The sequence below is a fragment of the Kosmotoga sp. DU53 genome, from assembly GCF_001639905.1.
GTDB lineage: Bacteria > Thermotogota > Thermotogae > Petrotogales > Kosmotogaceae > Kosmotoga > Kosmotoga olearia.
Genome location: NZ_JGCK01000007.1, coordinates 12,366 through 32,055, shown reverse-complemented (window position 1 = coordinate 32,055; position 19,690 = coordinate 12,366). Strand labels below are relative to the sequence as shown.

Here is a 19,690-nt window from a genome sequence, read left to right as displayed (position 1 = left end):
AAGAATGTCCAGGAAAAGTAAGAGTCTGAGTAGTCCAACGCTATCCTTTGTGTTACTCGCCATTCTGGTAATTGGAATGATCTTCACTCTGTCTTCGTGTACCGAACCACCGAAGATACTCGTCAACGCTGTATCACCTGTGCCACGAAATAACGATGACACAGTGAAATACAGTAAGACGATTGAGTTAAGCTGGGACGTAATGTATAAAAAAACCAGTGAAACACTTACGGCAGAGATCTGGATGGGTGAAAGCAAAGACGCTCTTCGGAAGATTGCCGAAGGTGTTAAAGGTGTCCCGTCAAGGGAAGCAAAGGACATTGTGAAATTCAGTTATGAAGCCAATGTTAAGCCCCATAAGCAATATTGGTGGAAAGTTAAAGTATTCAACGAAAAAGGAAAATATGATGAAAGTGAAATTTGGACTTTCAAACTCAAGAATAGCGATCCAGATAAACCCGAGTTGGTTGCTCCTGCCAACAATTCGGCGAACGTTACTGCACGTGGTTTGACCCTGAAATGGATTTCCGGTGGAGATCCCGATGGAGATAATCTTACTTTTACGGTGATGTTTGATACTGACATACGTTTTACAAACCCCGAAAAAGTGAACGTTGGATCTGCTACAAGCTACACAATAGAAGAACTCGAATTCGGCAAGAAATATTATTGGAAGGTAATTGCAAAAGATGGTTACGGTGGAGAAAGAATCTCCGGAACCTATGCATTCACAACAGAAGTGGCGCCGCGGTTGAAGGGTATAACCCTGATAAGTCCAGCCGATACTTCCGTTGTTGGAGAACAGCCTGTTGAATTAACCTGGAAAGTCGAATACAACCGCTATTATTGGCCGGTGAAATTCCAGATACACATCGTTTCTGACGAAGGAGAAAAGGTTTTTGGCCCTGTCGTCAAAAACCCCGAAGAGCTTTCCAGTCCCATAAAGTTCGTACTTGATGAAAAGCTGAAAGGCCATACCAGCTATAAGTGGTATGTGGTCGCTGAAGGTGCATATGATGGCAAGGCCATCAAGAGCGATGAGTGGGCATTTGAAATGTCAAATACAGAACCGGAAGTTGCTTTTGTCTACCCAGCGGAAGAAATGCAGGAAGTTTCCAGAGACGCAACGTTTAGCTGGATTGGAACAGATGCTGACGGTGATAGCCTTGTATACGATGTTTACATTGCGAAGGTTGGAGAACTTTACACCACGCTGGCGACAAATCTTGAGGATGATTTCATTGCTGTTACAGGACTTGACAGTGCTTCCACATATTCGCTGAAGGTTGTTGCCAGGGATACTTACGGTGGCCAGGGCAGCGTGGAAAGAAAGTTTGTTGTTGGCAATAGAGCGCCTGTTGTTGAGATCCTTTCTCCTGAAGATGGGACATTTATTGATCCAAGAAGCGTTGTTCTGGAATGGCACTGTTTCGATCCTGATGGCGATGATGTGATTTATCATGTGTTCATCAGACAAGCTGAAGGCGAAGAAGAAATGTACGAAACACCAGACAGCACCTTCAAGCTTGAAAAGGTTCAGGCACGTTCACAGTACTTCTGGAGGGTTGAAGCAATTGATTCAAAGAAGGCTTCAACTGTAACGGAAGAACACATGTTCTTCACAGAAAACACTGAACCCAATAGACCTATTGCTGAGAGTCCCACTCCAGGTGCTACCGATCTGGATAATTTCGATAGGCTAATCTTTGCCTGGAGTTGCGATGATCCTGACGGAGATGCCTTAACCTACACAATCGAAATAGCGACTGACACGACTTTTGAAACTTTGATAGCTTCTGCAACCCTTGAAGAAAAAACAATAACAGTGGAAGGCATTTTCAGTCCCAGAAGCACCTATTACTGGAGAGTAACTGCAACCGATGGTGCTGCCACAGTCACGAGTGATGTATGGGAATTCTCCACCTTTGATGAACCACCGGTGGTTGAATTAAAAGAACCTTTCGATGGTGCTCCGGTTTCAACAATTAAATCAAAATTCAGCTGGTCGGTATTTGATCAGGACGATCCTGTATTCACGGCCAAACTGTTCCTTCTCCCTGATGGCGAAGAAGAACCCGTGGTTGTAGATCTTGGTGCTAACGTTGAAGAGGTCGAGCTTGACTTCCCGCTGACACCTGATACAACCTATACCTGGTGGGTAGTAGCAAGCGATCCGATCGGCAAGAAAGGAATAAGCGAAAAACGCAGCTTCGTCACAGGTAACGAAAAACCGGTGATAGAGATAACCGGTCCTGGAGACCTCTGGAAATACGGTGCAGTTGCTCCTCTTGAATTCACATGGGAAGCAACCGATCCTGAAGGCGAAGATGTCTTCGTTGAGGTTTATTTTGACACAAGCAAAGTTCCTGAGACGTTGGTGGCTACCGGTATCAATCTGTCAAGCTTTGTAGCCGAAAATCTGGCACCTGATAGTATTTACTATCTCAACATTGTCGCTACAGATGCTCACGGTGCAAAGAATTGGTTAGAGCAGCCTGAGAGAATTGAAACAGCTGATTCTAACCTCGAGTATCTGTCACCTGAAGACGGTAGCGTAATTGATCCAGCTACAGCCACATTCTCATGGGAATACACCAGCGATGATGGGACTGTAAATTACATTTTTGTGCTTTACGACAGTGAGGAAAAGATGATCGACCGTGAATTCGTAGGATCCAAAACATCTTTGACCCTTCCTGAGATATTCTCTAAAGAAGTTGTTGATTCATTGCTAGGAAACAGAACATATTACTGGAAAATCAAGATAGAAGATGAAGAACCGCGTTACGGAAAAGTGAGCAGTTTCATTGTTGAGGACAATCCTGTGGAATTCTCCAATCCGACTCCTATGGATGGGTCTGAAGATGTGGAAACCACTGACGTTGTTCTAATGTGGAATGCGTATGATCCGGACAACGCAAAGCTTGTTTTCGATGTTTACCTTGACGGCCAGGCTGAACCCCTGTACACAGGACTGATCACGCCTGTTGCTACGATAACGACACCGCTTGAAAGCCACAAAAAATACACCTGGCACGTTGTAGCGCGGGATGAATTTGGAAATTCAACTGAATCACCTAAATGGACCTTCACAACAAAGAACAACCCACCGGCTGTTGAGTTGATTGCACCAGAAAACGATGCAACAGATCTGACAGGCGAAATAGTGCTCAGCTGGGAAGGAACCGATACTGATGGTGATACGTTGTTCTACACTCTGTACATTGGAACAGATGTCGATAATATGCAACAGATAGATCTGGCTACAGAAACAACTTACGGTTTCACTGAATACAGTGGAAATAAAGTCTATTATTGGAAAGTCGAAGCCAGCGACGGAATAGACTCAGCCGTTTCAGATGTCTGGAGCTTTGTTACCGGGAATGCCGCCCCAAGAGTGCAATTGAGCGTTCCGGAGAATGGAAGCGAAATGGTTTCTCTGTCACCGGAGTTTGAATGGAAATCAGAAGATCCCGATGGTGATGAAATCGTAAATACCATTTACCTTGGAGAAGATCCTGACGTTCTGACATTTGTTGCCACCACCTCAGAGGACAGCTATAAGCTCACAGAGATTCTTAACGCTGGAAGTACCTACTACTGGCGTGTAAAAGCAACTGATTCGAGAGGTGGCAGTTCCAATAGCGAAGTATATACCTTCACGACAGCTCCGGAAAGAGACAAAGTTGTATATATCGAAAATGGAGTCCTTGTAGAAAAGATCTTTGCTGAAGGAATAGATGAGGTTTACGAACGCAGGTTAACCGACCTTGATCTGAACAGCGAAGTTGCACCGATAATAAACGGAGACCTTGTTTACGTTATAAACAATAACGGCGATCTTATCGCTCTGAAATTGGGTTACAGCACTACGCAGCCAGCTTTCAAACAAGAGCTTGGACTCGGCCTTAAAGATCCTATAGACATGGTTTACGCCGATAACGCTCTATGGATACTCGATATAGATCCTGCTGTTGGAGCTAAGGTTTACAAAGTGTCATTGGACGACCAGGGATTGCCTGGGCAGTCTGAAGTCATATACAATGGGTTGTTTATTTCAGACATCGATGTCTCTGAAGATGCTTCGAAGATTGTTCTGGCAGATTTCCTTTCAGGTGTTGTCAAGTTGACGAGAGATGAAGATGGTAATTACAAATATGCAGGAGAAGAAGGCGGAAATGCGCAGGCTGTTGTACTGAAAGATGATGTTGCCTTTGTTGGTGAAACAGGTGCAAAGGGTGGTCTGAAGTACGTAGATCTCAACATAATGAAAGAGACGGTAGTCGATAGCTTCTATGCTGTCACCAGGTTACTTTTGAAAGGCAACGCACTGTACGCAATTGCTGATGGTGATCTTGTCGTTCTCAATGTTGAAGATCCGTACAACCCTGAAATAGTCAAAGCCATTAAGGATGTTGCAAAAGTTAAGCAACTTGTTGCCGGTGAAAAAATGCTGGCAGTTGTTACCGAAGAAGGGGTCATCCTGTTCGACATAACTGATCCGATGAACCCGGTGAAGTTAGACTGAAGAAAAGGAACAAATAAAAAAGGTCGGGAGTTTTCCCGACCTTTTTTATTACCAGCTTTGATACCATAGTTCTTTATTGCTTGTGGAAATAGCATCTACATAGGGTTTTATCATTTTCAATTCTTCAACATTATCGATCAGTCCCGCTGCAACTATATTGACATTTGGAAGCAATCCCCTGAGCTTTTTTGATACCTTGCAGGCTGCCAGCCCGGGCAGTATCTCAACAGCTCTAACATCGTTGTGGAGTATCTGCTCCAGGCCTCTATCTACTGCGCGTGAATCCAGGGCGAAGAAACGCAACAAACCCGGTATTCCCAGGGATAAAGCAATTTTATAGGTTCTGACCTTAGCGGTGATCACACCGTCAACACCTATTTCTTTAAGGTATTGGACGCTGTCATGGTCGCTGTTTAAACCCGAGATGAAGTCTATATCAACATAAATACGTTTCCCGCTTTCCTTAAATCTTTTCACCCTTTCGGGAAGCTCCAGAAGCCCACCATTCAAGAAAAATATGGTATCGTTAGGAACCCTTTCAGGTGGAATGGTTCTTTCCCATAATGCAGCAATTATACCCTTCAGCATGTGATCCCTCCTTTGTTACGTGATTGGGTAAGCAAAAATTAGAAGAAATGAGAAAAACGAAAAGGGTCATATCTACTAAATGATATGACCCAACTATCGAATCCTTCTTGAAGTTATTTTACCACATAGCCTTATTGATCTATATCTTCTCTCAATGCATTAGATATCTACAACGCTAGATCAATCAGCTTATTATTCAGATGATTTCCTTAGTATCTTTAATGTATCAGCATAAATAGCAGGTGAGGTTGCAAGTATTTCCCCAAGATTCAATTCAAAACCATCTACCGATATAGAAGAAACAGTTGCACCAGCTTCTGACGCTATCAAATAACCAGCAGCGATGTCCCAGGGCGAAAGCCCAATTTCAAAATATATATCAAGATTGCCTGCGGCAATATAACAGAGTTCTAAAGCAGCGGAGCCTAATATTCTTACTTCTTGAGTTACTTCGAGCATCTTTCTAACAGCGTTTTGTGTCCAATTGTGCAGTTTTTTATTGTATGGCCAACCCGTTACACATAGTGCATCCTCTAATCTGAGTTTATTTGATACCTGAATGCGTTTTGAATTCAAATAAGCTCCTTTACTTTTTTCGGCGGTGAATGTTTCCGAAAATGTTGGCACATGAACAACTCCTAAAACCGGATACCCCTTGTCTACGAGAGCAATTGAAACACAGAAAAGAGGAATACCATGAAAATAGTTCAAGGTTCCATCAAGAGGGTCTACAAGAAAATACTTCTCAGGATAAGTTTGTGGGTTCTTTTCTTCTGTAATTATTGGTATGCCAGGACAATTTTTGCTTAGCACATCTAAAATTTCATTCTGAGAAGCAATGTCAATTTCGGTAACTAGATCAGCACTGGAAGATTTTGTTTCGTACTTTAGAAAATCACTTCTGAAGTACTTTAATGCTAATTTACCCGCTGCTTCTGCAGCCTTAATCATGGTTTTTATATTCATAATACACACCTCTGCTGGAATAAAACACCTTTGAGTTTATTGTTGTTCACCGATATTTTGACTCTTAAGAATAAATCGAAAGGCTAATATTACTATAACCATGACAACTAAAAGTAGAATATATGAAGTAGCCGAAGCCTCAGATAAATTTAGTCCCATGAAGGTTTTTCGATAAATAAAGTAACTTAATACCTCGGTTTTGACTCCTGGACCTCCTTTTGTAAGAACATAAACAAGGTCATATGTTCTAAATGCTAGTATTATTCTAATAGTGATCGCAGCTGCAATGACTGGTTTCATTAGAGGAAGAGTTATATAAAGAAATTTTTGTGTTTCATTTGCTCCGTCTATAGTTGCAGCTTCGTAAGGTTCTTTTGGCAATGAAACAAGTCCAGCGAGAAGCAAGAGAATCATAAAAGAAACCTGTTGCCATATGTCAACCATGATTAATGTCCAGAAGGCATTTGTACTATTAGCTAGCCAGTTTACAGGCTTCAAGCCGAGAGAAGTTATAAAATAGTTTATGACTCCAAGATCTGGGTGTAATAACATTTTCCATATCAAACCTACTGCAACTGGACTCATAACCATTGGGAGTGTCAAAATTGTATAATATAGCTTTTTTAATCTAATTTCTCTATTCAACATCAGTGCTATCATAAATCCGATAGCAAATTCCATTGATACAACAAGTACCACGAACTTTAGAGTTACCTTCAAAGAATTCCAAAAATAACTATCTTGAAAAGCGGCAAGATAATTTTGGAATCCCACAAAATTAAAGAAAGGACTAACAAAAGTATAATCAGAAAAGCTCACTATGAATGAGTAAATAAGGGGGACGGCTATAACCGCCCCCAAAACAATTAAAGAAGGGGTCGCAAATATCCATCCTGTTAGTTTTTCGTTCTTCATGTATTTACTGATCATTAGCCCCTTCACCCCACTTATTTTTTCCAGAGTTTTGCAAGCTTGGAAAGTTTATCAAGCTCTTTTGCAATTGTGTCGAGTGCTTTTGAAATACTCTTTTCTCCAGTAGCAGCAAGTGAAAGTTCTCTTCCTGTAATTTCGATCATTTGAGAAGAGTATTGGAATTCGGGAACAGGTTTGGCAGTCATAACAAGCCACATGATTTTTGGATAATACGGGAAAGCTTTCACAACATCTTCGTCGGTGAATATATCAAATCTTGTGGGAGCTCCTCCTAATAAAGCTCTTTGTTTTGCTACTTTGAATGATTCAACCCATTTAATAAATTTCCAAGAAGCTTCCTTGTCAGGAGCATTCCTAGGAATAGCCCAACCCCATCCCCCATTGAGTCCAACACCACCTGGCATTGGTTCAAGGGCAACTTTTCCTGCGATTTTGGATTTTTCAGGATCATTAAGCTGGGCTACCATCCAGTTGTAGGAAATCATACTGAAGGCCTTTCCTTGTGACATTATCCTATATGCATCATCAAGGTTAAAAGAGAGAGCGCCTTTAGGAGCACCATGTTTTAAAAGGTCGATGTAGAGTTGTGTGGCTTTAATTCCTTTTTCATTATTAATTATCGAATGCCACTTTTCATCGTAATAGTCTCCACCTGATGAAAAGAGATAGTTAGACCACTCCATAACGATTGGATCACCGCGCTGTGCCTGCATTGCGGAACCGTATAGATTGGTGTTTTCTTGAATAAATTTGCAGAGTTCTACATATTCATCAAGAGATCTGGGAATGGCAATTTCTTTTCCATATTTCCGTCTGTACATATTCTGTATTTCTGGATCTTCCAGTACATCTTTCCTGTAAATTAGGCCCATGGCATAGTTATACATAGGAATCATGTACAGAGTTCCGTTGTAATACCCTACCATGTTTAGCATCGAAGGTAAATAGACGGATATATCGAACCCATCTCTTTCAACATATTTTTCAAGCGGTTCGAGCCAACCAGCTGCGCTAAATTCTCCAGCCCAATAATTGTCAACCTGTAAAAGATCGTACTGACAATTTGGGCTTAAAAGTTGAGGAACAAGTTTAGCGTGCATATCACCGTACTGAACGATTTCAAAATTGACTTTAATACCGGTGCTTGCTTCAAATTCAGGAAGCAATTTCTTAATGATATGGGTTTCAGGAACATCTTCCATGAGAACATTCAGAGTCGTCGCCATAAGACTCGTAGAAATTACCAAAAGTAAAAGTGCAAACCAGAATTTCCTCATTTCCCCACCTCCAATGGAAAGGTTATAAGTCAAAGGGTGTTACTTTATGGCCCCAAAGCTTAATCCTCTTACAAGGTATTTTTGAATAAACTGACTTAATATGACTATTGGTAATATTGCAATTACAACTCCAGCTGAAAGTTTTCCAATCAACACTCCTCTAGAAGTTTGAAGTGCAGCCAACCTGACGGGGATAGTTGCGGTACCTGGTCCAGACAAAACAAGTGAGAAGAGAAACTCGTTCCAGCACAATATAAAACTGAAAACTGCGGCTGCCATTATTCCAGGGGCGGCTATGGGAAAGACCACTCTGACAAAAGCAACAAATCTATTTGCTCCATCTATCAACGCTGCTTCTTCTATTGACCGAGGAATTGATTCGAAGAATCCTATTAATGTCCAGATAAGAAATGGTAAATTAAAGGCAAGGTAAGAGATTATCAATCCCGTCAGTGTGTTTGTCAAACCTAATTTCATAAAGATAACAAAAAGAGGAATGATTAATACAACAGGCGGCAACATCTGAGTTTGAATTATAAGCATTCTAAATTTACTCCCTCCTACATTGTATCTTGCGAAAGCATATGCGGCCAATGAAGCTATAGGTATGGAAATTAAAGTAGAAACTATGGAGACAATAAAGCTGTTTCTGAAGTATAACAAAAAGTTATTTTCAACAAAAATATCCATATAATTCTTAATAGTAGGCTTGAAAATAAGTTTTGGAGGGATTTCATAAGCGATTACATCACTGGCGAAACTCGTTCTAATCGTCCAGATGATTGGAAAAAGGATTAATATTGAAAATACTATCAAAACGGCATGAGCTATTATGTTCCAACGTTTTTCAGATCTTGTCATTTAACTCCCCCCTCGTTCGCAGAAAATTTTACGGGAGCGAATCAATGTGTACATGCTCCCCCAGTGACATTTATTGCCTGGCCGGTGAGAAAGTCTGCGTCTTCCGATGCCAGGAAGAGAACGACTTTTGCCACATCTTCTGGATAACATAGTCTTCCAAGAGGGGTTTGCTTTATGTACTCTTCCCTTACCTTCTCTGGTTCATCGATTCCCCTGAGTTTTGCTTCCCAGACGATTTCTCGATCTTGCATGCTTGTCTTTACAAATCCGGGGCAAACAGCATTTACATTTATGTTGTAAGGTGCGAGTTCTTTTGATATTGCCTGTGTGAACCCAATAACTGCGAACTTGGAAGCAGAATAATGCGCGAGAAGAGGAGCTCCAATTTTCGAAGCCATAGAAGCGGTATTTACTATCTTGCCCTTTCTTTTCTTTATCATATGTGGAGCAACATGTTTTGAAACGAGCCATACCCCTTTTGCATTCACATTCATGTTATAATCCCATTCTTCTTCAGTAAGTTCCCAGAACCAGTTCATAGTAGAAACACCGGCATTGTTGATGAGAATATCGATTGTACCGAAATCCTCCAGAACTATTTCGACAACGTTCTTGACCAATGTTTCATTGGTGACATCCAGAACATATGCCCTTGAGTCTGGAGAATATTGCTTTATTTCGCCTAATGTTTCGTTCAAAACCTCTTTATTTATATCCGCCAGGGCAAGTTTTGCACCTTCTTTTGCAAATGCTTTTGAAATTGCCTTTCCTATTCCTTTACCTGCTCCTGTTATAAAAACAGTCATTCCCTCAAATCTTTTGCAGTTGCTCATCGTAATACCCCCATCTGGCTTTTTTAAGATTCGGATTTTTCATGGTACACTTCATAAAGTTTTTCAAAAACACTCTTCAAACTTGTATATGTATCTCTGTATATCTCGTAATATTTCGAATAAACCTCGTGATTATCTTGGTCGTATGATATCTTTTCTTTTGTTTTTAGAAATTTGTTTATCTCGTCCCAATCTTCGAACATCCCAGTTGCTTTTCCAGCTATAAAAGCGGCTCCCAGCGATGACCCCGGGTGGTTGGTGATATAAACGGCATCATAACCCACTACATCTGCGACTATCTGCCTCCAGAGCTCATTTTTAGCCCCTCCATTTGACATAAAGACTCTTTCGATGGCAAAACCCATTTCTTCAATGACCTCCACGTGATGCCTAAATCCAAATGCAACCGCCTCAAGTATTGATCTAAACATGTGGCCCTTGTTGTGGAAAAGGGAAAGACCTACCATGGTTCCTCTGGCTTTTGCATCAAATATAGGTGTTTTCTCACCAATGAAATATGGCAACATGACAATACCTCCGCTTCCAACTCCGGCGGTTCTTGCCATTTCGGTGAGTTTATCAAAGCTCACATCGGGAGCAAACTCATTTTTAAACCATTTCACTATACTTCCACTTGATGCCATACAGCCGTTGAGAACATAGCAGTTGGGGATATCGTGGTAGTCAATGAAAAGCTTCTTGCTCAGTTTTAATTGTTCCGTGACAAACAATATATCTCCGGCTCCACCGAATTTTAAGAGGAGGTCACCATTCCTGCTCATGCCAACTGCAAGAGCGGAGGCTATATGATCTGCAGATCCTGCTGTTACAGGAACGCCTTCGGGAATCCCTGTTTCTTCTTCTAATTCTCTGGTAGTTCCACCCACTATATCCCACGGTTCATACACTTCTGGAAGGATACTTTCAGGAATTTCGGAAGCGTCTAATATATCCTTATACCATCCATCTTCAATCTTCCAGAGTCCACTTTCCAGGGCCCAATTCTTTTCAAGGTTGGGAATGCCTGTAAGTTTGAAATTTATGAAGTTATATGAACCCATTATCCACCTTGTTTGTTTGACTTTATCAGGTACATGTTTTCTCAACCATAAGAACTTTGGGAATATTACCTGCTGATTTACTGTATTTCCGGTGACGGAAAAGTATACTTCTTTGTCTATCATCTTTTCGAAGTATTCTATTTCTTCTATCGCTCTACTGTCATTTTGCTGGATTGAGTTATATAAAGGTTTCCCATTTTCATCTATGAGAATTAAAGTAGGAACCATTCCAGAAACACCTATAGAGGCTATTCTCCTCCCAAATTCGGTAGATATTTCACTGAGAATTTCTTTAACATTATTCCACCAAACATTGGGGTCCTCTTCAGCAAATCCGGGTTTTGGTGAAAGAAGATCGCAATTTTTTGTCGTTTCAAAAACTATATCTCCCATCGCATTTATTAGAAGAGCCTTAACTCCTGTTGTTCCAATATCTATTCCGAGGATAAGGTCTTTCATCTAGTTTTGACCTCCTCAACAACCTCCATAAGCTCCCTTACCCTGCTTTCATCTACTGGATTCCATGTGATTCCATCTTTTTTCAAGCTTGTACCAATTATGGCGCCATCAGCTATGTTGAGTATCTCTCTTACGTTTTCTTTGGTTACACCAGTATTGGCAAAGACGGGTTTTTCACCTACTTTGTCTTTGACCTTCTTTATGTGATCCAGAGAAGGCGATTCACCTGTCATCGGGCCAGAGACGAGTATTACATCAGCAAGTGAGGAGAAAGCAACACTTTTTGCTATTTCTTCTAAAGGTCTTCTGTCAAGGTTGTAGGCAAACTCAGCAGATATATTAAAAAACACCGCTATATCATTAGCATCGAGTAATTTTCTATATCTGTAAAATTCTCCAACTTCCGTTTTCCAGAGCCCCATATCTGAAACGTAAGTTCCAGTTATAATTTCCCTGATGAATTTAGCTCCAACAGCTTTAGCTATGGCTATCGCGGCAAACGGATCCCATAAAACATCTACGCCAAAAGGAACCCTTATTTCATCCATAACCTCTCCAATTGCTCTGCTCATGGTAGCCACTGTGGCAGAATCCACCTTCAGTTTGTATGGCCTGTCGTTCTCGTTACAAAACATAACCGCATCTATTCCGCCATTTTGAAGGGATTTAAGATCGCTTTTTATTCTTTCAACGATGAATTCCACCCCTTTTTTGTCGTCATACAACGGAGAACCAGGAAGCGGTGGAAAATGCACCATACCAATTATTACTTTTTCTTTTCCAAAGATTTCCTTTACAGTAGCCATATTTTCCCTCCTCACACAATCACGATCCTTACACCCTTGTCTTCGAGTTGCTTTAGAGTGTCGGCGTCAATTCCAGGCGTGGTTATTATGATGTCCACGCTTTCTATTGGTGCAACCTTTACAAAAGCTTTTTTCCCTATCTTTGAACTGTCGGCCAAAAGTATAACGGTTTTTCCTGCGTTGATAAGTGCTCTTTTAACGTAAACTTCAAACATTGAAGAGTTGGTTATTCCGTTTTCCAGATCAATCGCGTCCACTGTCAAAAAAACTTTTTCTACGGAGAAGTTCTTTATTGTTTCAACAGCAAGTTCTCCTCCTATGCTGTAGTATCCTGGACGTACAATTCCACCGATTATATAGGTTTCTATGTCCGGATTTTTTGCCAACTCTTCAGTTACCCTGATATCTACCGATATAACTTTTATCCCACGTTTTTTCGAGAGATATTTCGCCATGTAAAATGCTGTACTACCAGAGTCGATGATTATGCTGTCGCCATCTTCTACAAAATTCACAGCTTTTTGAGCGATTCTTTTCTTTTCTTCAGCGTTCATAGATAATTTGGTGTCAAACATGAGTTCAAGGGATCCCTTTCCGGTGTCAAGAATGACACCTCCGTGCACTCTTTTTAACGGAAGCGAAGAAATTTTGATTAATTCATTTATGTATCTCCGTGCTGTGGATTCTGAAACACCCAACTTTTCAGATACCATTTTTATAGATACATTGCCCTCTTTTCTGATTATTTCTGATATTATTTTGAGCGATTCTGACTTATTCATTTCATCACCTCGTATGAAATATACCATATTCAGTCAAAAGTGAGCAAATCAGCAAAAGGACGAAATAAGTAGACTATGGGAGAATAAAGACACTAAAAGCACATAATTGTGTTTTTTCGAAAAATCCACATCAAGCTCAAAAAAATGTGAGGAATCATCATTTTGTAGGTTTTTTATGGAACTGAAATATTGATAGAAGCTGCAATATATCATTTTCTTGCAGTCATGTAGTAAAAGATGATATAATAATTTTACCGTGGTGGAGAAGGAGAGAAAACCACGCCAATATTGGCGTGGTTTTTCTTTTTGGAGGTGAAACAGTGAGATTCGCGATAATTGGTGGTGGCGTTATTGGCAGCTTAATAGCCTGGAAACTTTCAAAATACGATGTGGATGTTGTGTTAATCGAAAAGAAGTCTGATTTCGGTCAGGGCGTAACTAAAGCAAATTCCGCGATCCTTCATGGAGGTTATGATGATCCGCCAGGGAGTTTGAGAGCGCGTTTCTGTGTGCTGGGTAATCAAATGTATAGAACGTTAAGCCATGAACTTGGTTTTGAGATTAAATGGACAGGATCAATAGTGCTGGCAAGAGATACAAATGAAGAGATCGAAAAGTTAAAAGAACTCATGAAAAAGGGAGAAGAAAATGGCGTAAAAGGGCTTCAAATAATTGATAGAAACGAAATCGAGAAGATTCAACCCGGGATAGCAGAAGATTACAAATATGCCTTGTATTGCCCAACAGCCGGGGTTACTGAACCGTGGGAGATAGCGATTAACGCTGCCGATGGAGCGGCCCTTAATGGAGCGACTCTGATTAGAGGGGACGGAGTTGTTGGTGGTGAGATCATCAACGGTTCTATAAAAACCCTCAAACTTAGTTCGGGCAAAACAATAAGGGTAGATGTAGTTATAAACGCCGCGGGTCTCTATTATGAACATGTAGCCAATTTATTTGGAGCAAGAACCCCGAAAGTGTTTTTGAGAAAAGGGCAGTACATTCTTTTAGATAAAATTGTTGGGACACGCGTTGAAAAGATTATTTTCCCCCTGCCAAACGAGAAAGGGAAAGGAAAACTTGTCGTTCCCACTGTGGACGGTGGAGTGCTTTTAGGCCCAACATCGGAGGATCTTCCGGGATTCTCGCCGGAGGATGTTTCTACAACGCTTGATGGAATCAAAGAGGTTATGGAAGCGGGAGAACAGCTGATGCCCGGGCTTGCAAAAAGGGAATGGGTGATAAAAAGCTTTGCCGGTCTTCGCCCTGAAACGAAAGAAAAGGACTTTTTCATACAAAGGAGTGAAGAGCTCAGAAACTTCATAACGGTTGGGGCTATCCGATCTCCAGGTCTTACAGCTGCTCCTGCGATTGCAAAATATGTTGTTGAAGAGATCATTCATGAAGAAATGGGACTTGCACTGACCGGGAAAACCGTGATCAAATACCCTGAAAAGAAGACAAGGGTCAAGGAAAAGGATTTCAATGAATTAGCCGAGGAGATTTCCAGAGAACCTTTGCTTGGAAAGATCATTTGTCATTGTAATCAGGTGTCAGAAAAGGAAATTGTCGAAGCGATTCGTGATGGCGCAACCACGATAGATGGGATAAAATTCAGAACCCGTGCTGGCTTTGGAAGGTGCCAGGGAGGTTTTTGCGGCTGGAAGATTGCAAGAATACTTGCGAGAGAGTTGAATATCGATATATCGGAGGTTCTGCAGAATGAGGATGAAAGTTGGCTGGTTAGAGAGAAGGTGAGGCCATGAAGAAACTCAAAACAGATGTACTCGTGATAGGCGGTGGAGCGGCCGGGATGGCTGCGGCCATTGGAGCTGCGAGAGAGGGTTCGAAGGTGATTCTAATTGAACGTGAAGATCGTACCGGCGGGGTTCTTAACCAGTGTATTCACAATGGCTTCGGTTTGAAGTTTTACGAAGAAGAGCTGACCGGACCCGAATTCGCAGCACGGTTGGAAGAAGAAATGAGTCAGAAAAGTATTGATATCATTTCTCAAGCTTATTTGAGGGAAGTGGATTTAGATAACAAAATTGCATATATCCTTTCTCCGGAAGATGCTTTCATTGTCAAGTCGAAAGCGATTGTGATATCTACAGGTGCGAGGGAACGTCCTTTTGGCTCTCTTATGGTTCCCGGAGATAGGCCAGCAGGGATCTTTACTGCCGGCACAGCCCAGAGGTTCGTCAATCTGGAAAACAGGCTTCCGGGAAAAAGGGCTCTCGTTCTCGGTTCAGGGGATATAGGGCTCATAATGGCAAGAAGGCTCTTTCTTGAAGGAATGGAAGTGGTAGGGGTTGTAGAAAGACTTCCATATCCTGGAGGCCTCACGAGAAACGTGGTCCAGTGCCTTGAAGATTTCGGAATTCCTCTCTATCTATCAGCGACTGTAACGTATGTAAAAGGATTTCCGCGTTTAGAGGCTGTAGAGGTGATGGAGGTTGACAAAAACCTCAATCCAATCCCGGGCACAGAGAAATGGTACAACGTGGATACGCTGGTTCTCTCTGCTGGTTTGCTTCCGCAGGTGGAAGATTTCTCCGACAGGTTGCTGGTTGACCGTATAAACAGGGGATTTCTCGTTTCCAATACCTGTGAAACCTCCAAGCCAGGGATCTTTGCTGCGGGAAACAACGTAGCCGTTTTCGATCTCGTCGATTATGTTGCGGCCGAGGGCTGGATAGCTGGAAGGCACGCAGCACTTACCGCTCAAGAAAAGCGTCAAAATCACAAACAGTTTCCTGTTGTGAGGGGTAAAAACGTAGGAGTTCTTGTGCCAGGGAAAATATCACTTGAGGAAAATCTGAGGATTTATCTCAGGTTGAAAAAACCAATGGAGTCGGGTACGGTGGTCTTAAAAGAACTCGGGATTGAATCCTCTTTCAAATACGGAGTCCCAAGTGAGATGCTCCAGATTGTCGTGAACAAGAATAAACTCGCCGCGATTAAGAATCACGAGAAGCTTACCGTGGAGGTGATTGAATGAAGGGACATATAACCTGCGTTTTATGCCCTCTTGGTTGTCGTATCTCTATATCTGAAAAAAACGGTGAGTACAAAATTGAAGGGAACAGATGTCCGCGTGGCAAACAGTATGCGATAGACGAGCTTGTTAGCCCAAAAAGAGTATTAACAACAAACGTAAAAGTTGTTGACGGTGAACTTGAGCTTGTGTCAGTGAAGACTTCGAGGCCGATAAACAAAGACATCATTATAAATAAAATGAAGGAGATCAAGAGGGTGGCAGTAAAAGCGCCTGTTAAAGTAGGCGACGTGATCGTTGAAGATCTTGATGGAAAGGGAACTGCATTGATAGCGACGAGAAATGTTAGAAAACGTTCTGAATAATTTTTATCTCAAAATTCCCGGTACCCCCTTGAAAGAATGACCGATAGGGGTTAAAATAATACTGCGTTCCAGCGTGGCTCAATGGTAGAGCATCCGGCTGTTAACCGGATGGTTGGGGGTTCGAGTCCCTCCGCTGGAGCCAGAGCTCCCGAAAGGGAGCTTTTTGTTTTTTTCCTTCGTACTGTTAATTTTAATTTGAGGTGCATAACTTGGTATATTTGAAAACAGGAGGAGTTAATAACATGAAAAATTGGGAAATTGCTTTGCAGAAATTTCTAAAAAAATGGGAAAACAAAAAGGAAGTAATAGGAGCAATCGTCTGTGGTAGCTATATCACAGGAAATCCGAGCAAACACTCTGATATTGATTTACACATTCTTTTGGATTCAGATACCTCCTGGAGAGAAAGAGGAAATGAAATAATCGATGGAATTTTGATTGAATATTTTGTCAATCCAATTAGGAAGCATTATGAATATTTAGAGGATGATTATAAACAAAGAAGTAGAGTAAACGCTCATATGCTTTGCACCGGAAAGGTGCTTTTTGACAAAACAGGTGAATTGAAAAAATTGATCCAAGATGCGAGAGAGTATCTTGTCAAAAAATATCCTGAGCAAAACAAAATTCAAATAGAATTGGCAAAATATGGTATTTGGGACTTGTGTGATAATCTGGAAGAAGTTTTTGAGGCAAATGGGGAAGAATTCTTTTTTGTTTTCTATGTCCACTTGAAAGAATTATTTGAAATTTATGCGAATTTTTTGCAATTTGATTCTATTCCAGTTCATAAGATAAAGCGTTTTCTTACAGATGAAAAGGATAAGAAAAAATATCACGTGAGCAATTTCCCGGACCAGGAATTTGTGAAAATGTATGTGAATGCCATCAATATTAAAGATAAATCAGAAATGATGAAGGAATACAAGATGCTAACGAATCACGTGCTTGAAAAAATGGGTGGATTCAATATTGATGGTTGGAAAATAAAGAGTCCTGCTTAGATATAGTAAGTCGTAACTTCTTTCATTAACGAACGTTATATCAAAGAGTTCCCGGCCTTGAAACTTTCGCCCTTCTTTTTTTCTTTTTGCGGCTTCTTCAAGGTTTTAAGCTTTACGCAGCCTCGATAAATGACTTGCTTGACAGTTAACTGTACTATGTGATATAGTACAGTAGATTGTTAGTTGTGAACGAATATCTTGGTGAAGGGAGGCACGTGCGTGTTCTACAAAGAATGGAATGAACATAAGACAAGAGCGATAGTTATATTTATACTGTCTCTGATTGTGCTGACCACAACGGTTGCTTTGAGACCCTATGCGTCCAGCATGATGGAACAGATGGTCAATGAACTTGAGGAGATGCCTGAGTTTCTGCAGAAGATGATCGGTGATCCTTCGATTGCCCAAAAGCTCACAAACGATGAGTACTACATAAATAGCCAGTGGCACGGGAAAAACCTTGGGCAATTCCTGCCGATATTTGTTTTGATCATAGCCTTTCCAGTGTTCGCAAGAGAAGTGGACAAAAAGACGATCTACTTCCTGCTATCACGAAGGAAACGGGAAGAGGTTTTCTGGAAGAAGTTCTTCGTGGGATATTTTGTAATAACTGCCATAATCGTTATTTTCTCGCTTGCTGGTCCTATCGCGATGAAAATCGCTGGTTACCAGATTGGATTTAGAAACACCGGTCTCATACTCGTTCATGAAATAGTTGGGGTATCATTTTTCTACAGCCTTTTTATTCTTTTTTCGGTATTGAGCAACGACCAGGTGAAGCCTGTTGTGGGTGGTCTTGTTGTTATCATAGCTCTGCCATTCCTTTCTTTGATTGAGTCTATAGCCTTTCTCAATCCTTATCCGTACATCTTAGGTCTGGACATAATTAACGGATCCGGGATAGATTGGTGGTACACTTTATCCCTTGCTGTTTTAACGCTGGTTATTGCTTTTCAGAGTTACAGGATATTCAAAACCAAGGAATTTTAAAACGTGGTGATATAAAGTGTGGTTTAACGTGGATCTAAGATCAAGAACACCTATATACGAACAGATTAAAAGAGGAATCAGGGAAGCCATTCTCCGGGGAAAGCTAAATGAAGGGGATACATTGCCTTCAATTCGGGATATGGCTTCGAGTATAAGGGTGAACCCAAATACAGTGGCAAGAGCCTACAGGGAACTTGAGATGGAAGGCATTGTTATGGCACATCAGGGAGTAGGCTATATAGTGATAAAGGACAAGGAAGGTATTAAAGAGTTTATGCTTGAAGACCTTAAAAAAGATTTTCGGGAGATTGTTTCTAAGTCCAGGAGAGCCGGCTTTTCTCTGGACGAGATTGTGGAGGTGATTAGTAAGATATGGAACGAGAAGAAATGAAAGTGATAACCGTCCGGAATCTGAAAAAGACCTATAGAAATGGCGTTGAAGCTGTAAAAGGGATAGATCTCGACATAGAGCCTCACGAGGTTTGCGCTTTGCTGGGGCCAAACGGTGCGGGTAAAACAACCACTCTCAAATCCATTCTTGGTTTTATCAATTATGAAGGGGAGATAAAAGTCTTTGGCAAACCGATTGACGAAGTCAGGGATAGGATCTCATTCGTACCGGCAGAGAGGAGTTTTTACGGTTATATGACCCTTTCCAAAGCAATGAAATTCTGTGAGAGATTTCTCCCGAATTTTGACAGCAAAAAGAGCCTTGAGATGATAAAACACTTCAGGCTTCCCATGGATAAAAAAATCGCCGGTTTTTCAAGCGGAATGAAGACAGGGGTATATCTGAGCTTCACACTGGCTCAGGAAGCAGACCTTTACATCCTCGACGAACCGACCTGGGGACTCGACCCGATTATGAGAGATGACGTTCTCGAAATGATCAGGGAGAAGGTCATCCAGGGAAAAAGCGTCCTGTACACCTCCCATATCATCTCCGAAAGTCGAAAAAATATCTGACAGGATCTATATAATCGACAAAGGAAAGATACGCTATTCTGGAGCTCTTGACGGGTTAAAAGAACAGTTTAGAATCTTTTATTTACCAATAGAAGCCATGAAAAAACTGGATAATAGAGATTTCTCCTCTTTAAGAAAGGTACCCAATAGAATCGTCGTCCTTTCAAAGGACCCTGAAGAATGGGAAGAGCTGGAAAATCTCTCTGAGATGGAAGGAACCGCTCCGAACCTTGAGGAGTTTTTTCAGTTCCTAATTAGAGGAGAATGAAGAAG

18 protein-coding genes and 1 tRNA gene are annotated in these 19,690 nt (G+C 41.3%); 10 read left to right on the top strand and 9 right to left on the bottom strand.

The window, feature by feature from the left end; genetic code table 11:
- Positions 1-4 precede the first annotated feature (4 nt).
- Entirely contained in the window at positions 5-4,528 is a 4,524-nt protein-coding gene (locus DU53_RS00695; protein ID WP_012744683.1) for a fibronectin type III domain protein, read from the top strand.
- A gap of 48 nt (positions 4,529-4,576) precedes the next feature.
- Here the strand turns inward: DU53_RS00695 and DU53_RS00690 are convergent, their stop codons facing one another.
- From DU53_RS00690 to DU53_RS00650, 9 genes are all read right to left on the bottom strand, one after another.
- Positions 4,577-5,116, bottom strand: a complete 540-nt coding sequence (locus tag DU53_RS00690; RefSeq protein ID WP_012744682.1) for a glycerol-3-phosphate responsive antiterminator — start codon at positions 5,114-5,116, stop codon at positions 4,577-4,579.
- A gap of 192 nt (positions 5,117-5,308) precedes the next feature.
- Complete coding sequence (locus DU53_RS00685; protein WP_063726964.1) at positions 5,309-6,082, bottom strand: inositol monophosphatase family protein; 774 nt, start codon at positions 6,080-6,082, stop codon at positions 5,309-5,311.
- Between the two features lie 36 nt (positions 6,083-6,118).
- Entirely contained in the window at positions 6,119-7,012 is an 894-nt protein-coding gene (locus DU53_RS00680) for a carbohydrate ABC transporter permease (protein ID WP_063726963.1), read from the bottom strand.
- 17 nt (positions 7,013-7,029) lie between these two features.
- Entirely contained in the window at positions 7,030-8,292 is a 1,263-nt protein-coding gene (locus DU53_RS00675; protein WP_063726961.1) for an extracellular solute-binding protein, read from the bottom strand.
- A 39-nt stretch (positions 8,293-8,331) separates the two neighbouring features.
- The gene (locus DU53_RS00670; RefSeq protein WP_012744678.1) at positions 8,332-9,153 is read right to left on the bottom strand and encodes a carbohydrate ABC transporter permease; all 822 of its coding nucleotides are present in this window, start codon (positions 9,151-9,153) and stop codon (positions 8,332-8,334) included.
- 41 nt (positions 9,154-9,194) lie between these two features.
- A complete protein-coding gene (locus tag DU53_RS00665; RefSeq protein ID WP_012744677.1) occupies positions 9,195-9,986 on the bottom strand; it encodes an SDR family NAD(P)-dependent oxidoreductase in 792 nt (263 codons plus the stop codon).
- Between the two features lie 23 nt (positions 9,987-10,009).
- Entirely contained in the window at positions 10,010-11,506 is a 1,497-nt protein-coding gene (locus DU53_RS00660) for an FGGY-family carbohydrate kinase (protein ID WP_063726959.1), read from the bottom strand.
- The gene (locus DU53_RS00655) at positions 11,503-12,312 is read right to left on the bottom strand and encodes a BtpA/SgcQ family protein (RefSeq protein ID WP_063726957.1); all 810 of its coding nucleotides are present in this window, start codon (positions 12,310-12,312) and stop codon (positions 11,503-11,505) included. Before DU53_RS00655 ends, DU53_RS00660 begins: the two co-directional genes overlap by 4 nt.
- 11 nt (positions 12,313-12,323) lie before the next feature.
- Positions 12,324-13,094, bottom strand: a complete 771-nt coding sequence (locus DU53_RS00650; RefSeq protein WP_012744674.1) for a DeoR/GlpR family DNA-binding transcription regulator — start codon at positions 13,092-13,094, stop codon at positions 12,324-12,326.
- Between the two features lie 320 nt (positions 13,095-13,414).
- Here DU53_RS00650 and DU53_RS00645 point away from each other — a divergent pair, with 320 nt between their 5' ends.
- From DU53_RS00645 to DU53_RS12635, 9 genes are all read left to right on the top strand, one after another.
- The gene (locus DU53_RS00645) at positions 13,415-14,860 is read left to right on the top strand and encodes an NAD(P)/FAD-dependent oxidoreductase (RefSeq protein WP_012744673.1); all 1,446 of its coding nucleotides are present in this window, start codon (positions 13,415-13,417) and stop codon (positions 14,858-14,860) included.
- Positions 14,857-16,095, top strand: a complete 1,239-nt coding sequence (locus DU53_RS00640; RefSeq protein WP_012744672.1) for an NAD(P)/FAD-dependent oxidoreductase — start codon at positions 14,857-14,859, stop codon at positions 16,093-16,095. The genes DU53_RS00645 and DU53_RS00640 overlap by 4 nt, the downstream gene beginning before the upstream one ends.
- Complete coding sequence (locus DU53_RS00635; RefSeq protein ID WP_012744671.1) at positions 16,092-16,457, top strand: DUF1667 domain-containing protein; 366 nt, start codon at positions 16,092-16,094, stop codon at positions 16,455-16,457. Before DU53_RS00640 ends, DU53_RS00635 begins: the two co-directional genes overlap by 4 nt.
- 67 nt (positions 16,458-16,524) lie before the next feature.
- Positions 16,525-16,599: transfer RNA gene (locus DU53_RS00630), tRNA-Asn, on the top strand.
- Between the two features lie 100 nt (positions 16,600-16,699).
- Positions 16,700-17,461: a nucleotidyltransferase domain-containing protein gene (locus DU53_RS00625; protein WP_012744670.1), complete on the top strand. Its 762-nt coding sequence runs from the start codon at positions 16,700-16,702 to the stop codon at positions 17,459-17,461.
- A 219-nt stretch (positions 17,462-17,680) separates the two neighbouring features.
- Positions 17,681-18,451, top strand: coding sequence for an ABC transporter permease subunit (locus DU53_RS00620; protein ID WP_012744669.1), 771 nt, complete (start codon positions 17,681-17,683; stop codon positions 18,449-18,451).
- A 16-nt stretch (positions 18,452-18,467) separates the two neighbouring features.
- On the top strand, positions 18,468-18,842 hold the full coding sequence (locus DU53_RS00615) for a GntR family transcriptional regulator (RefSeq protein WP_012744668.1): 375 nt from the start codon (positions 18,468-18,470) through the stop codon (positions 18,840-18,842).
- Positions 18,824-19,417, top strand: coding sequence for an ABC transporter ATP-binding protein (locus DU53_RS00610; RefSeq protein WP_235599638.1), 594 nt, complete (start codon positions 18,824-18,826; stop codon positions 19,415-19,417). Before DU53_RS00615 ends, DU53_RS00610 begins: the two co-directional genes overlap by 19 nt.
- 97 nt (positions 19,418-19,514) lie before the next feature.
- On the top strand, positions 19,515-19,685 hold the full coding sequence (locus tag DU53_RS12635) for a hypothetical protein (protein ID WP_235599637.1): 171 nt from the start codon (positions 19,515-19,517) through the stop codon (positions 19,683-19,685).
- Positions 19,686-19,690: the final 5 nt, after the last annotated feature.

Coding starts and splice junctions, on each gene's coding strand:
- DU53_RS00695 (WP_012744683.1), top strand. CDS start 5: ATGTCCAGGAAAAGTAAGAGTCTGAGTAGTCCAACGCTATCCTTTGTG.
- DU53_RS00680 (WP_063726963.1), bottom strand. CDS start 7,012: ATGATCAGTAAATACATGAAGAACGAAAAACTAACAGGATGGATATTT.
- DU53_RS00635 (WP_012744671.1), top strand. CDS start 16,092: ATGAAGGGACATATAACCTGCGTTTTATGCCCTCTTGGTTGTCGTATC.
- DU53_RS00665 (WP_012744677.1), bottom strand. CDS start 9,986: ATGAGCAACTGCAAAAGATTTGAGGGAATGACTGTTTTTATAACAGGA.
- DU53_RS00650 (WP_012744674.1), bottom strand. CDS start 13,094: ATGAATAAGTCAGAATCGCTCAAAATAATATCAGAAATAATCAGAAAA.
- DU53_RS00685 (WP_063726964.1), bottom strand. CDS start 6,082: ATGAATATAAAAACCATGATTAAGGCTGCAGAAGCAGCGGGTAAATTA.
- DU53_RS12635 (WP_235599637.1), top strand. CDS start 19,515: ATGAAAAAACTGGATAATAGAGATTTCTCCTCTTTAAGAAAGGTACCC.
- DU53_RS00625 (WP_012744670.1), top strand. CDS start 16,700: ATGAAAAATTGGGAAATTGCTTTGCAGAAATTTCTAAAAAAATGGGAA.
- DU53_RS00675 (WP_063726961.1), bottom strand. CDS start 8,292: ATGAGGAAATTCTGGTTTGCACTTTTACTTTTGGTAATTTCTACGAGT.
- DU53_RS00640 (WP_012744672.1), top strand. CDS start 14,857: ATGAAGAAACTCAAAACAGATGTACTCGTGATAGGCGGTGGAGCGGCC.
- DU53_RS00610 (WP_235599638.1), top strand. CDS start 18,824: ATGGAACGAGAAGAAATGAAAGTGATAACCGTCCGGAATCTGAAAAAG.
- DU53_RS00660 (WP_063726959.1), bottom strand. CDS start 11,506: ATGAAAGACCTTATCCTCGGAATAGATATTGGAACAACAGGAGTTAAG.
- DU53_RS00690 (WP_012744682.1), bottom strand. CDS start 5,116: ATGCTGAAGGGTATAATTGCTGCATTATGGGAAAGAACCATTCCACCT.
- DU53_RS00670 (WP_012744678.1), bottom strand. CDS start 9,153: ATGACAAGATCTGAAAAACGTTGGAACATAATAGCTCATGCCGTTTTG.
- DU53_RS00655 (WP_063726957.1), bottom strand. CDS start 12,312: ATGGCTACTGTAAAGGAAATCTTTGGAAAAGAAAAAGTAATAATTGGT.